Annotated in this window: 19 protein-coding genes; 8 read left to right on the top strand and 11 right to left on the bottom strand. The window is 74.3% G+C overall.

Going from position 1 to position 23912, the window contains the following annotated elements; genetic code table 11:
* Window positions 1–204: 204 nt before the first annotated feature.
* Window positions 205–2970 (top strand): aconitate hydratase AcnA, encoded by a 2766-nt coding sequence (gene acnA, locus ACQFYA_RS11950; protein WP_499124374.1) that lies wholly within the window; start codon window positions 205–207, stop codon window positions 2968–2970.
* 134 nt (window positions 2971–3104) lie between these two features.
* Here the strand turns inward: acnA and ACQFYA_RS11945 are convergent, their stop codons facing one another.
* Both ACQFYA_RS11945 and ACQFYA_RS11940 read right to left on the bottom strand, forming a co-directional pair.
* Window positions 3105–3863, bottom strand: coding sequence for an SDR family oxidoreductase (locus ACQFYA_RS11945; protein ID WP_499124371.1), 759 nt, complete (start codon window positions 3861–3863; stop codon window positions 3105–3107).
* Between the two features lie 54 nt (window positions 3864–3917).
* Window positions 3918–4787 (bottom strand): alpha/beta fold hydrolase, encoded by an 870-nt coding sequence (locus ACQFYA_RS11940; RefSeq protein WP_499124368.1) that lies wholly within the window; start codon window positions 4785–4787, stop codon window positions 3918–3920.
* Between the two features lie 78 nt (window positions 4788–4865).
* On the opposite strand from ACQFYA_RS11940, the gene ACQFYA_RS11935 reads away from it, so the two are divergent.
* On the top strand, window positions 4866–5555 hold the full coding sequence (locus ACQFYA_RS11935; protein ID WP_499124366.1) for a TetR/AcrR family transcriptional regulator: 690 nt from the start codon (window positions 4866–4868) through the stop codon (window positions 5553–5555).
* Between the two features lie 50 nt (window positions 5556–5605).
* Here the strand turns inward: ACQFYA_RS11935 and ACQFYA_RS11930 are convergent, their stop codons facing one another.
* From ACQFYA_RS11930 to guaB1, 6 genes are all read right to left on the bottom strand, one after another.
* Window positions 5606–6067, bottom strand: a complete 462-nt coding sequence (locus ACQFYA_RS11930) for a DUF1801 domain-containing protein (RefSeq protein WP_499124363.1) — start codon at window positions 6065–6067, stop codon at window positions 5606–5608.
* Between the two features lie 70 nt (window positions 6068–6137).
* Window positions 6138–7100 (bottom strand): phosphotransferase, encoded by a 963-nt coding sequence (locus ACQFYA_RS11925; RefSeq protein ID WP_499124362.1) that lies wholly within the window; start codon window positions 7098–7100, stop codon window positions 6138–6140.
* A gap of 99 nt (window positions 7101–7199) precedes the next feature.
* The gene (locus ACQFYA_RS11920; RefSeq protein ID WP_499124360.1) at window positions 7200–7769 is read right to left on the bottom strand and encodes a helix-turn-helix domain-containing protein; all 570 of its coding nucleotides are present in this window, start codon (window positions 7767–7769) and stop codon (window positions 7200–7202) included.
* A 228-nt stretch (window positions 7770–7997) separates the two neighbouring features.
* A complete protein-coding gene (locus ACQFYA_RS11915) occupies window positions 7998–8276 on the bottom strand; it encodes a putative quinol monooxygenase (RefSeq protein ID WP_499124358.1) in 279 nt (92 codons plus the stop codon).
* A gap of 43 nt (window positions 8277–8319) precedes the next feature.
* The gene (locus ACQFYA_RS11910) at window positions 8320–9045 is read right to left on the bottom strand and encodes an NUDIX hydrolase (RefSeq protein WP_499127516.1); all 726 of its coding nucleotides are present in this window, start codon (window positions 9043–9045) and stop codon (window positions 8320–8322) included.
* Window positions 9046–9064: 19 nt separating this feature from the next.
* Entirely contained in the window at window positions 9065–10513 is a 1449-nt protein-coding gene (guaB1, locus tag ACQFYA_RS11905; RefSeq protein ID WP_499124355.1) for a GMP reductase, read from the bottom strand.
* A 165-nt stretch (window positions 10514–10678) separates the two neighbouring features.
* On the opposite strand from guaB1, the gene dxs reads away from it, so the two are divergent.
* The 5 genes from dxs to ACQFYA_RS11880 all read left to right on the top strand — a co-directional run bounded on the left by dxs (window position 10679) and on the right by ACQFYA_RS11880 (window position 17408).
* The gene (gene dxs, locus ACQFYA_RS11900; RefSeq protein ID WP_499124353.1) at window positions 10679–12568 is read left to right on the top strand and encodes a 1-deoxy-D-xylulose-5-phosphate synthase; all 1890 of its coding nucleotides are present in this window, start codon (window positions 10679–10681) and stop codon (window positions 12566–12568) included.
* 103 nt (window positions 12569–12671) lie between these two features.
* Entirely contained in the window at window positions 12672–13337 is a 666-nt protein-coding gene (locus ACQFYA_RS11895) for an HAD family hydrolase (RefSeq protein ID WP_499124352.1), read from the top strand.
* 149 nt (window positions 13338–13486) lie between these two features.
* Window positions 13487–15745, top strand: a complete 2259-nt coding sequence (gene pflB, locus ACQFYA_RS11890; RefSeq protein ID WP_499124350.1) for a formate C-acetyltransferase — start codon at window positions 13487–13489, stop codon at window positions 15743–15745.
* A gap of 1 nt (window position 15746) precedes the next feature.
* Window positions 15747–16616 carry a pyruvate formate-lyase-activating protein gene (gene pflA / locus ACQFYA_RS11885; RefSeq protein WP_499124347.1) on the top strand — a complete coding sequence of 290 codons (870 nt, stop codon included), beginning with the start codon at window positions 15747–15749 and terminating at the stop codon, window positions 16614–16616.
* Between the two features lie 30 nt (window positions 16617–16646).
* Window positions 16647–17408: a PIG-L deacetylase family protein gene (locus ACQFYA_RS11880; protein ID WP_499124344.1), complete on the top strand. Its 762-nt coding sequence runs from the start codon at window positions 16647–16649 to the stop codon at window positions 17406–17408.
* Between the two features lie 148 nt (window positions 17409–17556).
* On the opposite strand, the gene ACQFYA_RS11875 is transcribed toward ACQFYA_RS11880, so the two are convergent.
* Complete coding sequence (locus tag ACQFYA_RS11875) at window positions 17557–18690, bottom strand: carboxylate-amine ligase (protein ID WP_499124342.1); 1134 nt, start codon at window positions 18688–18690, stop codon at window positions 17557–17559.
* A 191-nt stretch (window positions 18691–18881) separates the two neighbouring features.
* On the opposite strand from ACQFYA_RS11875, the gene ACQFYA_RS11870 reads away from it, so the two are divergent.
* Window positions 18882–20270, top strand: coding sequence for a pyridoxal phosphate-dependent decarboxylase family protein (locus tag ACQFYA_RS11870; RefSeq protein ID WP_499124341.1), 1389 nt, complete (start codon window positions 18882–18884; stop codon window positions 20268–20270).
* Window positions 20271–20361: 91 nt separating this feature from the next.
* Here the strand turns inward: ACQFYA_RS11870 and ACQFYA_RS11865 are convergent, their stop codons facing one another.
* Together ACQFYA_RS11865 and ACQFYA_RS11860 are read right to left on the bottom strand one after the other, a co-directional pair.
* Window positions 20362–22509, bottom strand: coding sequence for a 3-hydroxyacyl-CoA dehydrogenase NAD-binding domain-containing protein (locus ACQFYA_RS11865; protein WP_499127513.1), 2148 nt, complete (start codon window positions 22507–22509; stop codon window positions 20362–20364).
* Between the two features lie 16 nt (window positions 22510–22525).
* Window positions 22526–23779 carry a thiolase family protein gene (locus tag ACQFYA_RS11860; protein WP_499124339.1) on the bottom strand — a complete coding sequence of 418 codons (1254 nt, stop codon included), beginning with the start codon at window positions 23777–23779 and terminating at the stop codon, window positions 22526–22528.
* Window positions 23780–23912: the final 133 nt, after the last annotated feature.

Here is a 23912-nt window from a genome sequence, read left to right as displayed (position 1 = left end):
TGTTCCCGTCCGGCGTACGGGAATTCTTCCGCGACGCCCCGCCGGGACCTGACGCGGAGATATCTTGACGTCAAGATATATGCGTTATGCTGGCCAGGTGCCCGGCGTAGGCTGGGCGGAGCCCCCCAGAATCGACGGCCTCGACCCCGTCGCGCCGCAGCGCGCACGGTGCCGGTGCCGGCCAGCCCCGCAGAAGGAGCCGCAGTGAGCAGCGTGGACACGTTCGGATCGAAGGGAACGCTGGAGGTCGGCGGGAAGGCCTACGAGATCTTCCGCCTCTCCGCCGTCGAGGGCGCCGAGCGCCTCCCGTACTCCCTGAAGATCCTCGCCGAGAACCTCCTGCGCACCGAGGACGGTGCGAACATCACCGCCGACCACGTGCGCGCCCTCGCGTCGTGGGACCCGGACGCGCAGCCCGACACCGAGATCCAGTTCACGCCCGCCCGCGTGATCATGCAGGACTTCACGGGCGTGCCCTGCGTCGTCGACCTCGCCACCATGCGCGAGGCCGTCGCCGACCTCGGCGGCGACCCGTCGAAGATCAACCCGCTGGCGCCCGCCGAGATGGTCATCGACCACTCCGTGCAGATCGACGTCGCCGGCCGCGCGGACGCGTTCACCCGCAACGTCGAGTTCGAGTACGAGCGCAACCACGAGCGCTACCAGTTCCTGCGCTGGGGCCAGACGGCGTTCGACGACTTCAAGGTCGTCCCGCCGGGCACCGGCATCGTGCACCAGGTCAACATCGAGTACCTGGCGCGCACGATCATGACCCGCGAGGTGGAGGTCGACGGGCAGCAGGTGCTGCGCGCCTACCCCGACACCTGCGTCGGCACCGACTCGCACACCACGATGGTCAACGGCCTCGGCGTCCTGGGCTGGGGCGTCGGCGGCATCGAGGCCGAGGCGGCCATGCTCGGCCAGCCGGTGTCGATGCTCATCCCGCGCGTCGTCGGCTTCAAGCTGGCCGGCTCGATCCCGGCGGGCGTCACCGCGACCGACGTCGTGCTCACGATCACCCAGATGCTGCGCCAGCACGGCGTGGTCGGGAAGTTCGTCGAGTTCTACGGCGCGGGCGTCGCCCAGGTGCCGCTGGCCAACCGCGCCACCATCGGCAACATGAGCCCGGAGTTCGGCTCGACCGCCGCGATCTTCCCGATCGACGGCGTCACGCTCGACTACCTGCGCCTCACGGGCCGCAGCGACGAGCAGCTCGCGCTCGTCGAGGCGTACGCCAAGGAGCAGGGCCTGTGGCTCGACCCGAGCTCGGAGTCCTACGTCGAGCCGAAGTTCTCCGAGTACCTCGAGCTGGACCTCGGCACGGTCGTGCCGTCGATCGCCGGCCCGAAGCGCCCGCAGGACCGCATCGAGCTGTCGAACGCGAAGTCCGCGTTCGCCCGTGACCTGCCGGCCTACGCCCCCGAGGTCATCGACTCCGTGGACGAGGCCGAGAAGGAGTCGTTCCCGGCCTCCGACTCGCCGTCCACGCACGCCCAGGTGCGGCGCACCGTGGCGGTGACGGACAGCGAGGGCAAGCAGTTCGACCTGTTCCACGGCGCGGTCGCGATCGCCTCGATCACGTCGTGCACCAACACGTCGAACCCGTCGGTCATGCTCGCCGCGGCGCTCCTGGCGAAGAAGGCCGTCGAGAAGGGCCTCACGTCCAAGCCGTGGGTCAAGACCTCGATGGCGCCCGGCTCGCAGGTCGTGACGAACTACTACGAGAAGGCCGGCATGTGGCCGTACCTGGAGAAGCTCGGCTTCCACCTGGTCGGCTACGGCTGCGCCACCTGCATCGGCAACTCCGGCCCGCTCGACGAGAAGATCTCCGAGGCGGTCAACGAGCACGACCTGTCGGTCGTCTCGGTCCTGTCGGGCAACCGCAACTTCGAGGGGCGCATCAACCCCGACGTGAAGATGAACTACCTCGCGTCGCCGCCCCTGGTCATCGCGTACGCGCTCGCCGGCACCATGGAGTTCGACTTCGAGTCCGACCCGCTGGGCCGCGACGGGGCCGGGAACCCGATCTTCCTGCGCGACATCTGGCCGACGCCGGAGGAGGTCCAGGCGACGATCGACTCGTCGATCGACCGCGGCATGTTCACCAAGGACTACGCCGACGTGTTCACCGGCGACGACCGCTGGCGGGCGCTCGAGACCCCCGAGGGCGACACGTTCTCCTGGGACTCCGAGTCCACGTACGTGCGCAAGCCCCCGTACTTCGAGGGCATGGGCGCGCAGCCGGAGCCCGTCGCGGACATCTCCGGCGCCCGCGTCCTCGCGAAGCTCGGCGACTCGGTCACCACGGACCACATCTCGCCCGCCGGCGCCATCAAGGCGGACAGCCCGGCCGGGGTGTACCTGGCCGAGCACGGCATCGGGCGTCGTGACTTCAACTCCTACGGCTCGCGCCGCGGGAACCACGAGGTCATGATCCGCGGCACGTTCGCGAACATCCGCCTCAAGAACCAGCTGCTGGACGGCGTCGAGGGCGGCTACACGTTCAACTTCGTGAAGAACGCCCAGGACACCATCTACGACGCGGCGCAGGACTACGCGGCGCAGGGCACCCCGCTGGTCGTGCTCGGCGGCAAGGAGTACGGCTCCGGATCGTCGCGCGACTGGGCGGCCAAGGGCACCGCGCTCCTGGGTGTCAAGGCAGTCATCACCGAGTCGTTCGAGCGGATCCACCGCTCCAACCTCATCGGCATGGGCGTGCTGCCGCTGCAGTTCCCGGCCGGCGAGAACGCCGAGTCCCTGGGCCTCGACGGCACCGAGACGTTCGACGTCGCGGGCATCACCGCGCTGAACGACGGCACCACCCCGGAGACGGTCAAGGTCACCGCCGCCAAGGCGGACGGCTCCGTCGTCGAGTTCGACGCCGTGGTGCGGATCGACACGCCCGGTGAGGCGGACTACTACCGCAACGGCGGCATCCTGCAGTACGTGCTGCGCTCGCTCGTCGCCTGACGTCACCTGACGACACCTGACGACACCTGACGACATCGTCGGTCGAGCCTGACCAGACCCGGCGCCCCGTCCCTCCCGCGCGGAGGGGCGGGGCGTTGTCGTCGTGCAGGGGCCAAGCTGGGTCGGGGGCCGGGTCAGCGCCGCGCCGCGATCCAGGCGGCGTGGTGCACGGAGCCGAGGTGGGCCCCGGGGCCCGGCAGCAGCTCGTCCCCGGCGAGCGTCGCGCCGAAGTAGGTCGCGGCCGGGTCGACGACGACGCGCCGGGGGTCGTCCGCGGCGGCCAGGCCCGCCGCGACGAACTCCGGCAGGCGCATCCGGTCGGGCCCGGCGAGCTCGACCGCGCCGCCGCGGGGTCCGGCGTCGACGACGCGCACGAGCTCGTCCGCGACGTCGTCCTCCGCGACCGGCTGGTCGGGGGCGTCCGGCAGGCGCACCTCCGGCCCGGACGGCCCGTCGTGCGTGGACGCGTCCGCGATGCCGGCGGCGAACCCGAAGAACTGCGTGGCCGCGAGGACGGTGAAGGGCCGGCCGGACCCGGCGACCAGGTCCTCCTGCGCGACCTTGGCCTCCAGGAACCCGGCGCCGGCGAGGAGCCGCGCCCCCACCACGGACAGCAGCACGTGGTGACCGACACTGGCGTCCTGCTCGGCCGAGAGCAGCGTGCGGGTGCCCGCGGTGAAGAACGCCCGGGCGTCGTGCGGCGCCGTCGAGGGGGAGCGGGACACGTCCACCACGGCGTCCGCTCCGGCGAGGGCGGCGGCGAGGCCCTCGCCCGTCACCACGTCGACGCCGGTCCGCCGCGAGGCGGGGACCGCCTCGTCGCCCCGCGCGCGGAGCAGCGCGACGAGCCGCGCCCCGATCCGCCCCGACCCTCCGACGACGACGACCCGCATCGCGGCCCCCTTCTCCCTGCTCCGACGGCTGCGGCACCGAGACGGCGCCCGTCGTCACCGTCTCACGACGGTCGGCAGCGGCGCCGTGACGTGGGCGACGACGGCGTCGATCACGGCGGGGTCGTCGAGGATCCGGTTGTGACCGAGGCCGCGGGTGGCCATGAGCTCGCTTCCCGGGGTGGCGGCGTGCAGCCGGCGCGCTCCGTCGGGCAGGGACATGCGGTCGTCGTCGTCCTGGACGAAGAGCGTCGGCACGCGCGTCGGTACGGGGTGCGTCAGGAGGTCGACCCGCGTGCGGAGGTCGCGCACGTCGCCGGGGAAGGTGCGGGCGATGTGGTCGCAGAACGGGTCGTGCAGGCTCGCGGGCATCCCCACGAGCCGTAGGAAGGACTCGGCGAGGGCGTCGAAGCCCGTCATCGTGGACACCGAGACGAACCGGTCCGCCGGGAAGCCGTCGTGGAGCGCGAGGCCGGCCGCGAGGCCGCCGAGGGAGTGCCCGACGACACCGGTGAACGGCCCTTCGGCCTCGTGGACGGCCCGCATCGCCGCCATGTGGTCGAGCGCGGACATCCGGCGGCCGGTCGATTCGCCGTGGGCGACGCCGTCGAACGACACCACGCCGAGGCCGGCCTCCTCGAGTGCGGTGACGAGGCCCGCGAACCGGGACGCCCGGCTCTTCCACCCGTGCGCGAGGAGGACCGCCGGGGCGGCGGGATCCCCCCAGCGGTAGGTGATCACGCGCTCCCGGTCGACGGCGACCGCGCCACGTTCGGCCCGCTCGTGCACGGCCAGGTCGGCGGGGCGCACCGGTGCCGGGGGGCCGAACCGCCAGAAGGTGCGGGCGCCCAGGCGGACGGCGAGCGGGGGTGCGACGGCGGACAGCACGCGGAAGCCCGTGCTGACGGCGGCGGGGACGTAGGGCACGGCGACCTCCGGGTGGCGGCATGTATCTGTACGGTCGTTCGCACAGTAGCACTGAACGAACGGTCGTACACTCACTCAGTGACCACCGACGCGAGCCCCGACGCGACCTCCGACACCGCCCCGACCGACGGCCGACGCCTGCGCGGGGATCGCACGCGGCGCGCGGTGCTCGACCTCGCCGTCCAGGAGGCCTCGGTGCGCGGCCTCGACGCCCTCACGCTCGGGTCGCTGGCGTCCCGGCTGCCCGTGAACAAGAGCGGGATCGCCGGGCTGTTCGGCGGCAAGGAGGGGCTGCAGCTCGCGGCCGTCGAGCATGCGCGCGGGGTGTTCGTCGAGGCGGTCGTCGTGCCGGCCCGCGACACCGCGCCCGGCCTGGCCCGCCTGTGGGCACTCGTGCACGGCTGGACCGAGTACTCGCGCCGCCGGGTGTTCGCCGGCGGCTGCTTCTTCCGCACCGTCGAGGTGGAGTTCGACGGGCAGGACGGGGACGGGGCCGTGCGGGAGGCGGTCGTGGCCGCGCACCGTGACTGGGTGGCGTACCTGCGCCGGCACGCCGAGCTCGCCGTCGAGGCCGGGGAGCTGGCGGCCGGCACGGACGTCGACCAGCTCGCCTTCGAGATCACCGCGATGCTGAACGCCGCGAACGACGGCTCGCTGCTGCTCGGGGACGACGGCGTCTACGCCCGCGCGGTCGCGGCGGTACGCGTCGCGCTGACCGCCCGCGGCGCGGACCCGGCAGCGCTCGGCGGGCAGGCCGCCCTGAGCTGACTCAGGTCACTCCCGTGTCACTCCGGTGTCACTCCGGTGTCACTCCGGTGTCACTCCGCGGCGGCGGCGCCGCCCTCGCGCGCGCGGAGCCCGAAGGTGCCGGTCGTGACGGTGGCGTACGAGGCCGCCACGACCTCCTCGAGCACGCCGAGGTCCACCTGGCCGAGGTCCTTGAGGTACAGGCAGCCGACGCCGGTCGTGTGCGGGCCGACCCGCGCCAGGGCGTCGGCGTGGGCGCCGACGCCGTCGGCGAGGTACACGACGCTCGCGGCCGCCCGCGGGGAGAACCCCGCCGCGGCCGCGTGGCCGGTGCGGCCGCTGGGGTACGCGTACCGGTACTCGCCGAACCCGACGATCGAGGTGCCGAACATCCGCGGCGGCTGGCCCGTGGCGCGCTCCATGAGCGCGAGCAACGTCTCGGCGTCCCGCCGGCGCGCGGGCCGCGTGACCGCGGCGACGAACGCGCGGGGGTCGGCGTCGGTCCAGGTGGTCTGCTGCGCGCGACTGGCCATGCCCCCAGTCTGGCCTCGATCCGGTCTCGGCGTGGCCTTCAGCCCGCCCTCGCCCGCCCGCGACCCGGCGTCAGCCGGCCGCCGGAGCGAGGAGCGCGCCGAGCGCGTGCCGGCCGATCGGCAGCATCCGGGGGTGCAGGTCGGCGTGCGCGAGCATGTTCGTCGCGAACAGCAGGGACCAGCCCGCCGCGCGGTCCCAGGTGGCCTCGTCCCAGCCCCGGCCCTCGTTCGCGCGCCCCTGGGTCTCCGCCCGGAACGCGGCACGGCCGTCGGCGTCGAAGCAGAGCCACAGCGTGCCGAGGTCCGACGCCGGGTCGCCCGACGTCACGTCGCCCCAGTCGACGACGGCGGCCAGGCGGTCGGGCCGCCCGTCGCGCCCGGGGGCGACCACGAGGTTGGCGGGGTGGGGGTCGCCGTGCAGCCACACCGGGGGCCCGTCGTGGACGGGGGCGGCGAGCGCGCGGTCCCACACGCGCCGCGCGGCGTCGCGCAGGCCGGCGGGCACGAGGTCGAGCCGCTCGTCCAGCGTGTCCGCGTCCCGCGCCTCCACGCGGGTCTGCAGCGGGACGCCGCGGACGGGGTTGGGCGGCGCGTCGTCCGGGGCGGGCTCGTGCACCGTGGCGAGCAGCCGGCCGAGCGTGCCCGCCCAGGCGGTGCGGTCGGCCACGGGCGTCGCCTCGGCGCTCAGCCCGCCCGCCCACGGCACGACGTTCCACGACCACGGGTAGCCGAGCGCCGCGCTGGGCAGGCCGACGCGCACCGGGGCCGGCATGACGACGTCGGGCGCCACCGTGCGCAGGCGGGCCGCGAGGGCGGGCAGGGCGCGGGCCTCGTGCTCCACGAGCGGGGCCGCGAGGGCGCGCCGGGGGAGCCGCACCGCGAGGTCGTCGCCGACGCGCACCATGACGTTGTCCCAGCCGTGCGCGACGACGCGGAGCCCGCCGCCGCCGGCGCCGTCGAGGAGGTCAGGGTGCTGCTCGGCGAGCAGCGCGCGGGTCAGGGGGACGTCGACGTCGATCTCGGCGGCAGGCACGGGGACATCATCCCCGACGCCGCGACGCCGCGACGCCGTGGCGGGCGGGCGGGCCGACAGGCTCGGGGAGGACGATGACGAGGACGACGACGGGGCCTGTCAGGGTCGGAAGCTGGCCCGGTACTCCGTCGGCGTGCGGCCGGTGAGATCCCTGAACGCGGCGTTGAACGCCGACAGCGAGCCGTACCCGACCTGGAACGCGACCTCTGTGACCGGGGCGTCGCCGGCCGCGAGCTCCTCGATCGCCGCCACGATCCGCATCCGACGCAGGACCGCCCGCCAGGTCATGCCGGTCTCCTCCTCGAAGCGCCGCGCCAGGGACCGTGGCGCCAGGCCGACGTCGACCGCCACGTCCTCGAAGCGGACCCCACCGCCGAGCCGCTGCTCCGTCAGCTCGAGGGCCAGGCGCAGCTCCGGTGATCGGCCCGCCGGGACGACGACCGGGCTCGGCTGCCCGGCGAGCCGCCAGGTCACGGCGGCGAGCGCGGCGAACATCGACTCCGCGTACGCCGGGAGGCGGCCCTCCTCCTCGCCCCACGTGCGGCACTCGGCCAGCAGCGCGTGCGCCAGCGGGCTGAGGTCGAAGACGGTCAGGGGCGCCGGAGGGGCCGGCGCGAATCCGGTGTGGAACAGGACCGACGCGGTCGTGACGGGCCGCAGGATGCTCACCCGGATCGGGTGGCCCGCGTCGATCAGGGCGGCCCGCGCCGGCGGCAGCAGCCAGGACTGACCCTGCGCCCTCCAGCCGGAGGGTCCCGGCGGAGGCGCAGAGCAGGTAGTGGCGGTCCACGCACAGGTCGCGAGCAGGCCCCGGCGCGAAGGTGCGGACGAAGCTGTACGCGTCGCGGATCATGAGCGGTCTCGCACTACCCGATCCTAGGTCGGTCGACGCGCCGGTCAGGCGACCGTCTCGATCAGGTCGGCGCGGAAGCGGCGGCTGACCGGCGCCCCGGTCATCAGCGGCCGGATCACCACGCCCGACTGCGCGAAGGACTCCGACCTCACGTAGCCGTCGAACGACTCCTCGTCGTCCCACTCGTGCACGACGGTGACCGAGGTGTCGTCGTCGCGCTCCGCGTAGACGCGGTACGCGACGTTGCCCGGCATGGCGCGCACCTGGTCTGCTTCCGCGTCGAGCTGGGCGAGGGCGGTGGGTCGGTCGGCGCTGACGAGCACCGCCGTGCCGGCGGACCCGTGCGCGCTGCGACGCCGGCGCCGCTCAGAGCTCGCGCTCGCGGCCCCGGTCCCACGGCTCGGTCCAGCCCAGCCGGTCGAACGCGGCGTCGAGGATCCCCGCGGTGAACCCCCACACGAGGTGCGGGACGCCGTCGGCGTCGAGGACCTCGAAGCCCGGCCCGCGCCAGGTGCGGCCGGCGCGGTGCAGCACCGTCGTCACGCGGTGGCCCGGGTCGAGGAGGTCGGCGACGGGCGCGCGGAAGACGTGCGACGACTCCGCGACGTCGACCACGCGCACCGGGGTGGGGCGCGCCCACCACCCGAGCACGGGCGTGACGAGGTGGTTGCTCACCGGCATCGGCAGCTGCGCGAGCGTGCCGAGCACCTCGACGCCGCCGGTGTCGAGGCCGGTCTCCTCGACCGCCTCGCGCAGCGCGGCGTCGACGGGGGTCTCGCCGTCCTCCGCCCGCCCGCCGGGGAACGCGACCTGCCCGGCGTGCGAGCGCAGCGTGGTGGCGCGCTCCAGGAGCAGCACGTCGAGGTCCTGGGCCACGGCGAGCGCCTGCGCGTCGTGGTCGGCCGCCAGGTCGTCGAGCACCCCGAAGAGCACGAGGACGGCCGCGGGCCGCGCGGACGCCGCGTCGAGGTCGCCGCGCGCGAGCCCCCAGTCGGACAGGAAGGCGCGGTCGGCCGCCAGTGCGGCGAGCTGCGCGCGGGCGGCCTGCTCGGCCGGCCCCGCGGTCGCGGCGGCGTCCGCCCCCGTGCTCATCCCCGTGCTCATCGCCGGCTCACCAGCTCGTGGCGACCGGCATGCCCTCGGCGTAGCCGGCGGCGGACTGGACGCCCACCGTCGCGCGCTCATGGAACTCCGCGAGGGTGCGCGCCCCGGCGTACGTGCAGCTCGAGCGCAGGCCGGACGTGATCTCGTCCAGCAGGTCCTCGACGCCGGGCCGCAGCGGGTCGAGGTACATCTTCCCGGTGGAGATGCCCTCCTCGTACAGCGCCTTGCGCGCGCGGGCGAAGGCGGTGCCCGCCCCGGCGGTGCGGGCGGCGACGGCGCGCGCGGACGCCATGCCGAACGAGTCCTTGTACAGGCGTCCGGTGCCGTCGTCGTGCAGGTCGCCGGGCGACTCGTACGTGCCGGCGAACCAGGAGCCGATCATCACCTGCGACGCGCCGGCCGCCAGCGCCAGGGCGACGTCGCGCGGGTGCCGGACGCCGCCGTCGGCCCACACGTGCTTGCCGAGCTCGCGCGCGGCGTCCGCGCACTCCAGCACGGCGGAGAACTGCGGCCGCCCGACGGCGGTCTGCATGCGCGTGGTGCACATGGCGCCCGGTCCCACGCCCACCTTGAGGATGTCCGCGCCGGCGGCGACCAGGTCGCGCACGCCGGCGGCGGTGACCACGTTGCCGGCCACGACCGGCACGTCCGGGTCGACCGAGCGGACGGCCTCGAGCGCCCGCAGCATGGTGGCCTGGTGGCCGTGCGCCGTGTCGACGACGAGGACGTCCACACCGGCGTCCAGCAGCTCGCGCGTCTTGGCCGCGACGTCGCCGTTGATGCCGACCGCGGCGCCCACCCTGAGCCGGCCCGCGGCGTCGAGCGCCGGGCGGTAGACCGAGGAGCGGACGACGCCCTTGCGGGTGAGCACGCCGGCCAGCACGCCGTCGCGCACGACGGGCGCGAGGTGGATCTTCGCGGCGTGCATCTGCTCGAACGTCGCCTCGAGGCCGTCCGCCTCGAGCTGGACGGCGTCCAGGGCGACGACGTCGTCCGACATCACCTGGTGCACCTGGGCGAAGCGGTCGACCGCGGCGCAGTCGCCCTCGGTGACGACGCCGACGGGCTTGCCGTCGGCCACCACGACCGCCGCGCCGTGCGCGCGCTTGCCGAGCAGGGTCAGCACCGTGGAGACGGTGTCCGACGGCGCCACGACGACCGGCGTCTCGATGACGGGGTCCTTGGACTTCACGCCGGCCACGACGTCGGCCACGACGTCCACCGGGATGTCCTGCGGGATGATCGCGATGCCGCCACGGCGGGCGACCGTCTCGGACATCCGGCGGCCCGCGACCGCCGTCATGTTGGCGACGACCACGGGGATCGTCGTGCCGGTGCCGTCGTCCGAGGCGAGGTCGACGTCGAAGCGGCTGGTCACGTCCGAGCGGGACGGGACCATGAAGACGTCGCCGTAGGTGAGGTCGGTGGTGGGCTGCTGCCCGTCGAGAAAGCGCACAGGTGTCCCCTGAGAGGTGTGTCGGAGAGGACGAGCTTCCTGGGTCGTCCCTCTGCCGAACGCTCGCCGGCGGTCACGTGTTCCCGTCGGCATGTCGAAACTACCGTGTGCGGGCGTCGCCCGCGGAGCGCCTAGAGTGGTGAGGCTATGAACGGGGAGGAACGCATGAGCCTGCTGAGCAGCATCGGCTCGCCCGAGGACGTCCGCCGGCTGTCGCCGGAGCAGACGACGCAGCTCGCGGCGGAGATCCGGGCGTTTCTGGTCGACCGGGTGTCCCGCACCGGCGGTCACCTCGGCCCGAACCTGGGCGTCGTCGAGCTGACGATCGCGATGCACCGGGTGTTCGCGTCCCCGCGCGACACCCTCGTGTTCGACACGGGACACCAGTCGTACGTGCACAAGCTCCTCACCGGCCGGCAGGACTTCTCGGCGCTGCGCAAGGCCGGCGGCATGTCCGGCTACCCGTCGCGCGGGGAGTCGGAGCACGACGTCGTCGAGAACTCGCACGCGTCGACGGCCCTGTCGTGGGCCGACGGGATCGCCAAGGCGAACGCCGTCCAGCACCGGCCCGACCGGCACGTCGCCGCCGTCATCGGCGACGGCGCCCTCACCGGCGGCATGGCCTGGGAGGCCCTCAACAACATCGCCGCGTCGCAGGACCGCCGGCTCGTGATCATCGTCAACGACAACGGCCGGTCCTACTCGCCGACGATCGGCGGCGTCGCGAACCACCTCGACACCCTGCGCACGACGCGCGGGTACGAGGCGTTCCTCTCGTGGGGCAAGCGCACCCTGCACCGCACCGGCGCCCCCGGCCGCTTCGCCTACGACTGGCTGCACGGGCTGAAGAAGGGCCTCAAGGACGTCGTCGCCCCGCAGGGCATGTTCGAGGACCTCGGCCTGAAGTACGTCGGCCCGGTGGACGGCCACGACGTGGCCGCGACGGAGCACGCGCTGCGCCGCGCCAGGGCTTACGGCGGCCCCGTGATCGTGCACGTCATCACCGAGAAGGGCCGCGGCTACACCCCGGCCGAGCAGGACGTCGCGGACCGCTTCCACGCCGTCGGGCAGATCCACCCCGAGACCGGCCTGCCCGTGGCGCCGTCCCGGTTCGGCTGGACCAAGGTCTTCGCCGACGAGATCGTCAAGATCGGCCACGACCGGCCCGACGTCGTCGCGATCACCGCGGCGATGCTGCACCCCGTCGGCCTGGCCCCGTTCGCGCAGGAGTTCCCGGCGCGCACCTTCGACGTCGGCATCGCGGAGCAGCACGCCGCGACCTCCGCGGCCGGCATGGCCTTCGCCGGGCTGCACCCGGTGGTCGCCGTCTACGCGACGTTCCTCAACCGCGCGTTCGACCAGGTGCTCATGGACGTGGCCCTGCACCGGGCGGGCGTGACGTTCGTGCTCGACCGGGCGGGCGTCACCGGGGACGACGGCGCGAGCCACAACGGCATGTGGGACATGGCGATGCTGCGCATCGTGCCCGGCCTGCGGCTCGCGGCGCCCCGCGACGAGCCCACCCTGCGCGCGGCCCTGCGCGCCGCCGTGGACGTCGACGACGCCCCGACCGTCGTGCGCTACCCCAAGGGCGCCCTCGCCGACCCGATCCCGGCGGTGGAGGAGCTCGACGGCGTGGACGTCGTCGCGCGGCACGTGCCGGGCGCCGGGGCCGCGGCCGGGCGCAAGGTCCTCGTCGTCGGCGTCGGCTCCATGGTGAGCGCGGCGCTCGCCGCGGGGGATTCCCTGGCCGCCCACGGCCTGGAGGTCGACGTCGTCGCGCCCACGTGGGTGCTCCCGGTGCCCGAGGCGCTGGTGAAGCTGGCGGGCGAGCACGACCTCGTGCTCACCCTCGAGGACGGCGTCGTCGACGGCGGCGTCGGCGCCATGACGGCGCAGCGCGCGGGGGAGCAGGGCGTGCGCACGCCGTTCGTGCACGTCGGCCTGCCCGTCGCGTTCCTCGACCATGCGAGCCGCGACCAGATCCTCACCCAGCAGCGGATGCGGGCCGAGGACGCCGTGCGCGACACGCTCGCGGCGCTCGCCCGCGACTGAGCCGCGACCGGGCCCGCGACCGGGCCCGCGACCGGGCCCGCGACCGGGCTTGGGGCCGAGACGGGAGCCCCGGCACCGCCGGTGCGCCGCTAACCTCGCCGTCATGATCTGGCTCCTGGACCTGGACAACACCCTCGTGGGCCGCGCCGAGGCCTTCTCGGCGTGGGCGTCCGGGGAGGTGGCCGCCACCGGCGGTTCCCCGGACGACCTCGAGGCGATCCTCGTGGCCGACGAGGGCGGCCACGGGTCCAAGGAGGCCCTCGCCCGGGTGCTCGTCGACCGCCTCGGCTGGGACGACGACGTCCCCGCGGCGATCGACCGGTTCCGCGCCGGCATCCTCGAGCACGTGCGCGTGTACGACGGCGTGCTGTTCTCCCTCGACGTTCTCCGTCGCGCCGGGCACCGGGTGGCCGTCGTCACCAACGGCACGTCCGCGCAGCAGCGCGGCAAGATCGCCCGGTGCGGCATCGACCCGCACGTGGACGCGGTCGTGGTCTCCGGAGAGGAGGGGGTCGCCAAGCCCGACCCGCGCCTCGTGGAGATCGCGCTGGCGCGGCTCGGCGCCGCGGACGTCGACCGCCGCGAGGTCTGGATGATCGGCGACGCCGCCCACGCCGACGTCGCGGTCGGCCGCGCCGCCGGCACGCGCACGGCGTGGGTCTCCCACGGCCGCGCGTGGGAGGGGCCGGGCCGGCCCGACGTCGTCGCGCCGACGACGCGCGAGGCGATTGCGCTCGCCGCCTCCCCGGCTGGCGCCGTCCTGGACTGAACCCTTCGAGCACGGGATCCGTATCGCCATCCGGCCGTTGGCGATACGGATCCCGTGCTCGAAGGTGTCTGCGACGTCACAGGCCCTCGACGTCGCTTGTGAATGTCTTCACGAATAGGCTGTGGTCATACCTCAAAGAAGGGGCATCCATGACCACCACCGACGCGGCACCCACCACCACCTCCGCCTGGAGCGGGTTCGAGCCCGGGCCCTGGTGCGACGGCATCGACGTGCGTGACTTCATCCAGCGCAACTACACCCCGTACACCGGCGACGACGGGTTCCTCGCGGGGCCGACGGCGCGCACCGCGGGCGTGTGGGAGAAGCTGTCGGCGATGTTCCCGGCCGAGCGCGAGAAGGGTGTCCACGACGTCGACCCGCACACCCCGGCGGGCATCACCGCGCACGGGCCCGGCTACATCGACCGCGACGCGGAGCTGATCGTCGGCCTGCAGACCGACGCGCCGCTCAAGCGCGCGATCATGCCGAACGGCGGGTGGCGCATGGTCGAGGGCGCCCTGAAGACGTACGGCTATCCGGTCGACGAGGACCTGCGGAAGGTCTTCACCGAGTACCGCAAGACGCACAACCAGGCCGTGTTCGACGTCTACCCGCCGAACGTGCGCGCCGCCCGCAGCTCGCACGTGATCACCGGCCTGCCGGACGCGTACGGCCGTGGCCGCATCATCGGCGACTACCGCCGCGTGGCCCTGTACGGCGTGGACCAGCTGGTCGCCGCGAAGAAGGTCGACAAGCTCGGTCTCGACGTCCTGCCGTTCACCGACTCTGTCGCGCGTGAGCGCGAGGAGCACGCGGAGCAGATCCGTGCCCTCGGCGAGCTCAAGCAGATGGCCGCGTCGTACGGCTACGACATCTCCGGACCGGCGACGACGGCCCGCGAGGCGGTGCAGTGGCTGTACTTCGGCTACCTCGCCGCGGTCAAGGAGCAGAACGGCGCGGCGATGTCGCTGGGCCGCACGTCGACATTCCTCGACGTCTACCTCGAGCGCGACCTGCGGGCCGGGCGCCTCACGGAGCCCGAGGCGCAGGAGATCGTCGACGACTTCGTCATCAAGCTGCGCATCGTCCGCTTCCTGCGCACCCCCGAGTACGACGCGCTGTTCTCCGGTGACCCGACGTGGGTCACCGAGACCATCGGCGGCATGGGTGACGACGGCCGCCCGCTGGTCACCAAGAGCTCGTTCCGCTTCCTGCAGACCCTGTACAACCTGGGGCCGGCGCCGGAGCCGAACATGACGGTCTTCTGGAGCCCCCGCCTGCCCCGCGGGTTCAAGGACTTCTGCGCCCGGGTCTCGATCGACACGTCGGCCGTGCAGTACGAGTCGGACGAGCAGATCCGCGCCGCGTGGGGCGACGACGCCGCCATCGCGTGCTGCGTCTCGCCGATGGCGGTCGGTAAGCAGATGCAGTTCTTCGGCGCCCGCGTGAACCTCGCCAAGGCGCTGCTGTACGCGATCAACGGCGGCAAGGACGAGGTCACCGGCACCCAGGTCTCGCCCGCGTTCCCCGCCGTCGCGCCGGGCCTGCCGCTCGACTACGACGACGTGCGCGCACGGTTCGACCGCACGATGGACTGGCTCGCCGAGACGTACGTCGAGGCCCTCAACTGCATCCACTGGTCGCACGACAGGTACGCGTACGAGCGGCTCGAGATGGCCCTGCACGACCGGGACGTGCTGCGCACCATGGCCTGCGGTATCGCCGGCCTGTCGGTCGCCGCGGACTCGCTCTCGGCCATCCGGTACGCCACCGTGACCCCGGTGGTCGACGACCGGGGCGTCGTCGTGGACTACGAGACCGACGGCGACTACCCGGCGTACGGCAACGACGACGACCGCGTGGACGCCATCGCGGTGGACCTCGTCGAGTCGTTCATGGCGAAGATCCGCCGGCACCCCCTGTACCGCGACGCCGTCCCGACCCAGTCGGTGCTGACGATCACGTCCAACGTGGTCTACGGCAGGGCGACAGGGAACACCCCGGACGGCCGCCGCGCCGGCGAGCCCTTCTCGCCGGGCGCCAACCCGATGAACGGCCGGGACACGCACGGCATGCTCGCCTCGGCGCTCTCGGTCGCCAAGCTGCCTTACGACCAGGCGCAGGACGGGATCTCGCTGACCAACACCGTCGTCCCGTCGGGCCTCGGCCGCACCCGCGAGGAGCAGGTGGCGAACCTGGCCGGCCTGCTCGACGCCTCGGTGGGCGCCGACGGGTACCACATGAACGTCAACGTCCTCGTGCGCGAGACGCTCGAGGACGCGATGGAGCACCCGGAGAAGTACCCGCAGCTGACGATCCGCGTCTCCGGCTACGCGGTGAACTTCGTGCGGCTGACCCGCGAGCAGCAGCTGGACGTGCTGTCGCGGACCTTCCACGGGGGGCTCTGACATGACTGCCGGCCCGGCGCTCCTGGACGCCCCCTCCCCGCGCCGGGCCGGCGCCGGCCTGCGGGGGATCGCGACGGTGGACCCCGGCGACGTCGGACGGTCCGAGCGCCTGGGGCTGATGCGCTCGGGCGAGCTCGGCTCGGTGCACTCGTGGGAGCTCGTGACCGCCGTGGACGGCCCGGGCACCCGCCTCACCGTCTTCCTCAACGGCTGCCCGCTGCGCTGCCTGTACTGCCACAACCCCGACACCCTCGCGATGAAGGACGGCGAGCCCGTCCTCGCCGAGGAGCTGCTCGCCCGCGTCGCGCGCTACCGCGGCATCTTCTCCGCGACGGGCGGCGGCCTCACGCTCTCGGGCGGCGAGGTGCTCATGCAGCCCGCGTTCGCCGCGCGGGTCCTGCGCGGGGCGAAGGAGCTCGGCGTGCACACCACCCTCGACACGTCGGGGTTCCTCGGGGCGAACGCGACCGACGCGATGCTGGACGACACCGACCTCGTGCTGCTCGACATCAAGTCCGGCGACGAGGCGACCTACCGGCGCGTCACCGGCCGCTCGCTCGCGCCGACGCTGCGCTTCGGCCGGCGCCTCGCCGAGCGCGGGGTGCGGGTCTGGGTGCGGTTCGTGCTGGTGCCGGGCCTCACCGACGACCCCGCGAACGTGGCCGCCGTCGCGCGGCACGCCGCCGACGTCGAGGCCGTGCGCCCCGGCACGGTGGAGCGCGTCGAGGTGCTGCCGTTCCACCAGATGGCCCGCGACAAGTGGGCGGAGCTCGGGCGCGCGTACGAGCTCGACGGCACGCCGCCGCCCACGGCGGAGGCGACCGAGGCGGTGCGCGACGTGTTCCGCGCCCACGGCCTCACGACCTGCTGAGCGGGCCGCCGGGCGGCTAGCGTGGCCACCATGACCACGCCGACGACGCCGGGCCCCGCACCGCTGCGACCGCTGGACGAGAGCTGGACGACCGCGCTCGCGGTCGTGGCGCACCCCGACGACATGGAGTTCGGGGCCGCGGCCGCCGTCGCCCGCTGGACGGGGCAGGGCAAGCGGGTCGTGTACGCCATGGTGACCAGCGGCGAGGCCGGGATCGACGGCATGCACCCCGACGAGGCCCGCCGGGTGCGCGAGGGCGAGCAGGTCGCCTCGGCGCGGGCCGTCGGCGTCGAGGAGGTCGAGTTCCTCGGCTTCGCGGACGGGGTGCTCGAGTACGGCCTGCCGCTGCGCCGCGCGATCGCGGGCGCGGTCCGCCGGCACCGCCCCGAGGTGGTGATCACCGGCAACTACCGCGAGACGTTCCCCGGCGGGATGCTCAACCAGGCCGACCACGTCGCGGCCGGGCGCGCCGTGGTCGACGCCGTGCGCGACGCCGGCAACCGGTGGGTCTTCCACGACCAGCTCGAGGCGGAGGGCCTCGAGCCGTGGGGCGGTGTGCGGCAGGTGTGGGTGGCCGGGTCGCCCGACGCCGCCCACGCGGTGGACGTCACGGAGACGTTCGACGCCGGGGTGGCGTCGCTGCGGGCGCACGCCGCCTACCTCGACGGCCTCGGCTGGGAGCACTTCGACCCGGCGGATTTCCTCGGGAGCATGACGTCGGCCACCGGGGAGGCGTTCGGCACCCGGCACGCCACCGCGTTCGAGGTGCTGCGGATGGGCTGGGACGACTGACGCCCTGCGTGCCGTGCCGTGCCGCAGCCGCTGCGGGCGGTCGGGTCGGGGATGTCCCGCCAGCGCGCCGCGGCGCAGGCCGCGGCCGTCGTGCGGAGATGTTCGCCCTCGACCGGCTCCACCCCAGCGCGCTTGAGGCCGCGCCGGGTCAGGCGTGGGTCGCGGCCACGGCGCGGTCGACGACGTAGCGCAGGTCGCCGCCGGCCTCCGCGTGCCAGGCGCGCTGCCGCGCCGCGCCGTCTCCCGACGCCCACAGCCGGCCGAGCAGGTGGGTGACCGTGTCCAGGTCGCCGGCGTCCACCAGCGCCTCGCGCACGTGCGCCACGAGCTGCCCGACGACGTCGTGGGCCGGCGCGGGGCGCCAGGTGTACGGGGACAGGAGCTCGTCCGCCAGCCCGGAGCGGCCCGCGCGCCAGGCGGCCGTGCGCAGCAGCTCCGTGCGCAGCACCGGCGCGGCGCGACCCTCGTCCGCCTCGCGTGCCGCCGTCTCGACGAGGCCCCGGGCGAGGGCGCCCAGCAGGGTGGCGGTGTCGGCGTCGAGGCAGACGTCGGCGATGCGGACCTCGACGGTGGGGTACCGCGACGAGAGCCGGGCGTCGAAGTAGACCATGTTGTGGTCGAGGATCGTGCCGGTCGCGACGAGCGCGTCGACGGCCTCGCGGTACGCCTCGGGGGACCCGAACGAGCGCGCGGGGCCGGACGTGGGCCACCGCGCCCACACCTGGGAGCGGTAGCTCGCGAAGCCGGAGTCCTGACCCTGCCAGAACGGCGAGTTGGCGCTGAGCGCGAGCAGCACCGACAGCCACGGCCCGATGCGGTCGAGCACGGCCACGCCCTCGGCGTCGTCGGCGACCGCGACGTGCACGTGGCATCCGCTGGTCAGCTGCTCGCGCGCCGTGAGCCCGAACTTCGCCCGCGCCTCGAGGTAGCGCAGGCGCGCCACCGTCGTGCCCTCGAACGGCCACGGGGACGTGGCCAGCGCCGCGACGCGCGCCCCGACCCGGTCGGCAGCCCTCTGGGCGCGCTCGCGGCCTGCACGGATCTCGGCGGCGAGCTCGGTCAGGTCGCGCCGGGGGTGCGTCGCGGTCTCGAGCTGCTCCTCCATGAACTCCGTCTCGAGGGCGCCGCCGCCGGTCGTGGCCGACGCGGCGGCCCTGCCGGAGGGGTCGCCGGGCGCGCCGGTGCCCTCCGAGGCGTCGAGCGCCTCCGTGGCCTTCGCGACCGGTCGTCCGTCGTCGCCCACGAGGAGGAACTCCTCCTCGACACCCATGGTGCGCATCATGGCGGAAGTGTCACACGCACCCGTCGCGGCCGGAAGGCTCCGCGCCGTCCGTCCGCGGCCGTCTTCCGCGGTCGTCCGTCCGCGGTCGCCGGTGCGCGGGACGGCGTGGGCGGGTCTCCATGAACCCGGGCGTCCGCTCCGACACCTCGGTACCCTGTAAGGTCTCCCGCCGGCCGCGAAGGAGCATCCGGATGACGGTGCGAGGCAAGGACTTCGACGGCGCGCTGGGCCGCGCCGCGCACCACGCGCGCGCCTGGCTCGAGGGCGTGGGGGAACGGCCCGTCCCACCACGCGCCGACGCGGACGCCGTGGGGCGGGCGCTCGCCGGGCCGCTGCCCGAGCGGGGACTCGCGCCCGCCGACGTCGTGGACGAGCTCGCCGCCAGGGTCGAGCCCGGCCTCATGGCGATCGGCTCGGGCAGGTTCTTCGGCTGGGTCATGGGCGGCACGCTCCCTGCCGCGCTGGGGGCCGACTGGCTCGTGAGCGCGTGGGACCAGAACGCCGGGATGCGGTTCTCGACGCCGGGCGTGGTCGCGGTGGAGGAGGCGGCGGGGCGCTGGGTGCTCGACGCGCTCGGCCTGCCGGCCGGTTCCGACGTGGGCTTCGTGACGGGCGCGACGACGGCGAGCCTCACCGGCCTCGGCGCGGCGCGCGGCGCCGTGCTCGCCCGCGCCGGGTGGGACGTGCACGAGAGCGGCCTGGTCGGAGGGCCGCCCGTGCGTGTGCTCGTCGGTGCCGAGCGGCACGACTCCGTCGACCTCGCGCTCCGCTACCTCGGGCTCGGCGCGCCGACCGTGGTGGGAGCCGACGACCAGGGCCGCCTGCGCACCGACGCGCTCGCCGCAGCGCTCGCCGCCGGGCCGCCGGGGACGCCGACGATCGTCGTCCTGCAGGCCGGCAACGTGCACTCCGGCTCGTTCGACCCCTTCGCCGAGGCGGTCCCGCTCGCGCACGAGCACGGCGCGTGGGTGCACGTCGACGGCGCCTTCGGCCTCTGGGCGGCCGCCGCGCCGGAGCTCGCGCACCTCGTCCGCGGGATCGCGGACGCCGACTCGTGGGCCACGGACGCGCACAAGACGCTCAACGTGCCCTACGACTGCGGCGTCGCGGTCGTCGCCGACCCCGTGCCCGTCCGTGCGGCGTTCGGCGTGCACACGGCGTACCTCGTGGACGCCCCCGGCCCGGGAAACCCCTACGACAAGGCTCCCGAGCTCTCGCGGCGTGCCCGGGGCGTGCCGACCTGGGCCGCTCTGCGCTCGCTGGGTCGCGAGGGGCTGGCCGAGCTCGTCGGCGGGCTCGCGCGCCGCGCCGGCGCGATCGCGGAGGGAGTGGCGCGCATCGACGGCGTGCGGGTCGTCAACGACGTCGTCTACACGCAGGTGTGCCTCGCGCTCGCCGACGACACCCGCACCTGTGCCGCGGGCGAGCGTCTCGTCGCCGACGGCGAGACCTGGATCTCGGGCTCGCGGTGGCAGGGGCGGGACGTCCTGCGCGTCTCGGTGAGCAACTGGTCGACGGACGAGGACGACGTCGCGAGGACGGTCGAGGCGGTCCGGCGCGCCGTCCGCGACGTGGGGTAGCCCGCCACGCACCGGTGGCCCGGTCCCGAGGTCGGGACCGGGCCACCGGTGCATGCTGAGCCGTGCGGCTCGGGTCTCCGAGGAGGGCGTGTCAGGCGACGTTCTCGGGGACGTTCGCGGCGCCGTCGGGCAGGATCCGGCGGCCCAGGACCTTCGTGGCGTACCCGGCGCGGTCGAGGTACGGCGTGATGCCGCCCGTGTGGAAGCCCCACCCGGCGCCGAGGATCATGCACAGGTCGATCTGCGGCGGCCCGGCCACCACGCCCTCGTCGAGCATGTGCCCGACCTCGACGGTCAGGGCCGTGAGCACCGAGTCGAGCACGCCCGCCGCGTCGAGCACCGGGGTGCCCTGGCGGCCCTGCTCGCCCGCGGGGAGGGCGTCGCCGAACACGGCCTGGATCGCCGGGTCGACGGGCTTCGGCAGGCCGGGCGCGGGCCGGTCGAGCACGACGCGCGTCCCGTCGGCCACGAGCTTCTCCAGGCCGGGGGAGGTCGGGAAGCGGTCGCCCAGGTCCTCGCGGAGCGACGTGAGCACGTGCAGGCCCACGGCCGGCCCGACGAGGTCGAAGAGCTCGAAGGTGGGCATCGGGAGGCCGAGCGGCGCGAGGGCGGTGTCGGCGACCTCGACGGAGGTGCCGTTCTCGATGGCCTCGACGACCTTGCCCATGACGAGCACGAGCAGGCGGTTGACGACGAACCCGGGACGGTCGGCGACCAGCACCGCCGTCTTGCGCAGCTTCTTCGTGACGGCGAACGCCGTGGCGAGGGCCTCGTCGGAGGTCTCCGTCGCCTGCACCACCTCGACCAGCGGCATCTGGGCCACCGGGTTGAAGAAGTGGATGCCCACGACGCGCTCCGGGTGCGCCAGGTCGGCCGCCATCTCGGTCACGGACAGGGCGGACGTGTTGGTCGCGAGGATCGTCTCCGGGGAGACGACGCCCTCGAGCTCGGCGAACACCTTCTTCTTGAGGCCCATGACCTCGGTGACCGCCTCGACCACGACGTCGCACGACGCGAACTCGCCGATCTCGGTGGTGCCGTGGACGCTCGCGACGATGCGCGCCGCCGCCTCCGGCGTCATCCGGCCGCGGCCGACGAGCTTCTCCACCGTGGAGCGCACGAAGCCGAGGCCCTTGTCGACCCGCTCCTGGTCGAGGTCGCGCATCACGACGGGCACGCCGAGGCGCTGCGCGACGAGCAGCGCGATCTGCGCTGCCATGAGGCCGGCGCCGACGATGCCGACGCGGGTGACGGGACGGGCGAGGCTCTTGTCCGGGGCGCCCGCGGGCTTCTTGCCGCCGGAGACGAGCTGGAAGGCGTAGACGCTGGCGCGCATCTCGTCGGACATGATGAGATCGGCCAGCGCCTGGTCCTCGGCCGCGAACGCCTCGGCTCGACCGGCGTTCCGCGCCGCGGCCAGCAGGTCGAGCGCGCGGTAGGGCGCCGGGCGCGAGCCCGCGACGACGGCGTCGAGCCGCTGGCGCGTGGCGGCGACGACGGCGTCCCACACCGGCTGCGGGTCGAGCTCGCGCCGGGGGACCTCGACCTCGCCGCGCAGGACGCGGGAGGCCCACAGGATCGACTGCTCGAGGAAGTCCGCGGCCTCGAAGAGCTCGTCGACCAGGCCGATCTTCGCCGCCTCGGCGGGCTTGAAGGGCTTCTGCGCCGCGGGGCGCGTGAGGACGACGTCCACGGCCTTCTCGATGCCGACCAGGCGCGGCACGAGGTACGCGCCGCCCCAGCCGGGCACGAGGCCGAGGCCGGTCTCGGGCAGGCCGAGGGCGGGGGCGTCGGAGGCGACGGTGCGGTAGTCGCAGTTGAGCGCGACCTCGAGTCCGCCGCCGAGCGCCAGCCCGTTGACGAACGCGAACGTCGGCACGCCCATGGTGTGCAGCAGCTCGTAGGCGGCGTGCCCGGAGCGGCCGAGCTCGAGCGCCTGGTCGTGCGACGTGACCGTGGAGACCTGCAGCAGGTCCGCGCCCGCGGCGAGGAAGTACGGCTTGCCCGTGACGGCGACGGCGGCGATCTCGCCGCGGCCGGCGCGCTCCTGCAGCGCCGTGAGCGCGGCCGTGAGCTCGGCCATGCCCTCGGGGCCCAGGGTGCTGGGCTTGGTGTGGTCCAGGCCGTTGTCGAGCGTGACGAGCGCGAGGGTGCCCGCGCCGCCGGGGAGCTCGACGTCGCGGACGCGGGAGTGGGTGACGCGCTCGGCCCGGACGCCGGCGGCGGACTTCTCGGTCATGTTCTCGGGCACGGGGTCAGTTCTCCTCGTCCGTGGTCGCGGTGGTGTGGCCGGAGTAGTCGGCGTGGTGCGGGTTCTCCCAGATCACGGTGCCGCCTTGGCCGAGGCCGACGCACATCGTGGTGATGCCGTAGCGGACCTCGGGGCGGGCCGCGAACTGGTGGGCGAGCTGCGTCATGAGGCGCACGCCCGAGCCGGCCAGCGGGTGGCCCATGGCGATGGCGCCGCCGTACGGGTTGACGCGCTCGTCGTCGTCCGCGATCCCGTAGTGGTCGAGGAAGCTCAGCACCTGCACGGCGAAGGCCTCGTTGATCTCGAACAGGCCGATGTCGTCGATGGCGAGGCCGGCCTGGGCGAGGGCCTTGTCGGTGGCCGGGACCGGGCCGTAGCCCATGATCGACGGGTCGACGCCGGCGAACGCGGACGACACCAGGCGCATCGCGACCGGCAGACCCAGCTCGGCCGCGGTGTCGCCGGAGGCGAGGAGCGCGGCCGTCGCGCCGTCGGTCAGGGGGGAGGCGTTGCCCGCGGTGACGCGGCCGCCGGGGCGGAACGGCGTCTTGAGGTTCGCGATGCCCTCGACCGTGGTGCCGGGGCGGGGCAGCTCGTCGGCCGTGGCGAGGCCCCAGCCCTGCTCGGTGGAGCGCACCGCGACGGGCACGAGCTCCGGGCCGACGTCGCCGTTGGCCAGCGCCTTGGCGTACTTGGCCTGGCTGTTCACGGCGTAGGCGTCGGCGCGCGCCTTGGTGAGGTGCGGGAACTTGTCGTGCAGGTTCTCGGCCGTGACGCCCATGTTGAGCGCCTCGGGGTCGACGAGCCGCTCCGACAGGAAGCGCGGGTTCGGGTCGGCGTCGAAGCCCATCGGGTGGCGGCCCATGTGCTCGACGCCGCCCGCGATCACGACGTCCGCGCTGCCGGTCGCGATGCCGGCGGCGGTGGTGGTCACGGCGGTCATCGCACCCGCGCACATGCGGTCGATGGCGAAGCCGGGCACGGTGGTCGGCAGTCCGGCCAGCATGCCGACGGTGCGGCCGAGGGTCAGGCCCTGGTCGCCCTGCTGGGTGGTGGCGGCGATGGCCACCTCGTCCACGCGATCGCCCGGGAGCTCGGGGTGGCGGCGCAGCAGCTCGCGCACCGCCTTGACGACGAGGTCGTCCGCGCGGGTCTCCGCGAACAGGCCGTCGGGGCGGGCCTTGCCGAACGGCGTGCGGACGCCTTCGACGAAGACGACGTCGCGCAGCGCGCGGCGGGCCGGGTTCCGGGTGGTCATGGCAGCTCCATCCACTGACGATGGTCGGGACTTCGGCGTCCGACGAGCGACGCCGCTCACGGGGCACGGCCCGCGTGGGGCCGGCACCGAGGTACACGCTACCGCGAGTACCGGTAACGAGAATAGACCACTC

The sequence above is a fragment of the Promicromonospora sp. Marseille-Q5078 genome, assembly GCF_050315395.1.
Taxonomy (GTDB): Bacteria; Actinomycetota; Actinomycetes; order Actinomycetales; family Cellulomonadaceae; genus Isoptericola.
This window is presented reverse-complemented; position numbering and strand designations above follow the sequence as displayed.

Excerpts from the sequence above, each read along its gene's own strand:
- ACQFYA_RS11870 (WP_499124341.1), top strand. The coding sequence starts at position 18,882 with ATGACGGTGCGAGGCAAGGACTTCGACGGCGCGCTGGGCCGCGCCGCG.
- dxs (WP_499124353.1), top strand. The coding sequence starts at position 10,679 with ATGAGCCTGCTGAGCAGCATCGGCTCGCCCGAGGACGTCCGCCGGCTG.
- ACQFYA_RS11860 (WP_499124339.1), bottom strand. The coding sequence starts at position 23,779 with ATGACCACCCGGAACCCGGCCCGCCGCGCGCTGCGCGACGTCGTCTTC.
- ACQFYA_RS11945 (WP_499124371.1), bottom strand. The coding sequence starts at position 3,863 with ATGCGGGTCGTCGTCGTCGGAGGGTCGGGGCGGATCGGGGCGCGGCTC.
- pflB (WP_499124350.1), top strand. The coding sequence starts at position 13,487 with ATGACCACCACCGACGCGGCACCCACCACCACCTCCGCCTGGAGCGGG.
- ACQFYA_RS11865 (WP_499127513.1), bottom strand. The coding sequence starts at position 22,509 with ATGACCGAGAAGTCCGCCGCCGGCGTCCGGGCCGAGCGCGTCACCCAC.
- ACQFYA_RS11895 (WP_499124352.1), top strand. The coding sequence starts at position 12,672 with ATGATCTGGCTCCTGGACCTGGACAACACCCTCGTGGGCCGCGCCGAG.
- ACQFYA_RS11880 (WP_499124344.1), top strand. The coding sequence starts at position 16,647 with ATGACCACGCCGACGACGCCGGGCCCCGCACCGCTGCGACCGCTGGAC.
- ACQFYA_RS11875 (WP_499124342.1), bottom strand. The coding sequence starts at position 18,690 with ATGATGCGCACCATGGGTGTCGAGGAGGAGTTCCTCCTCGTGGGCGAC.
- ACQFYA_RS11930 (WP_499124363.1), bottom strand. The coding sequence starts at position 6,067 with ATGGCCAGTCGCGCGCAGCAGACCACCTGGACCGACGCCGACCCCCGC.
- pflA (WP_499124347.1), top strand. The coding sequence starts at position 15,747 with ATGACTGCCGGCCCGGCGCTCCTGGACGCCCCCTCCCCGCGCCGGGCC.
- ACQFYA_RS11910 (WP_499127516.1), bottom strand. The coding sequence starts at position 9,045 with ATGAGCACGGGGGCGGACGCCGCCGCGACCGCGGGGCCGGCCGAGCAG.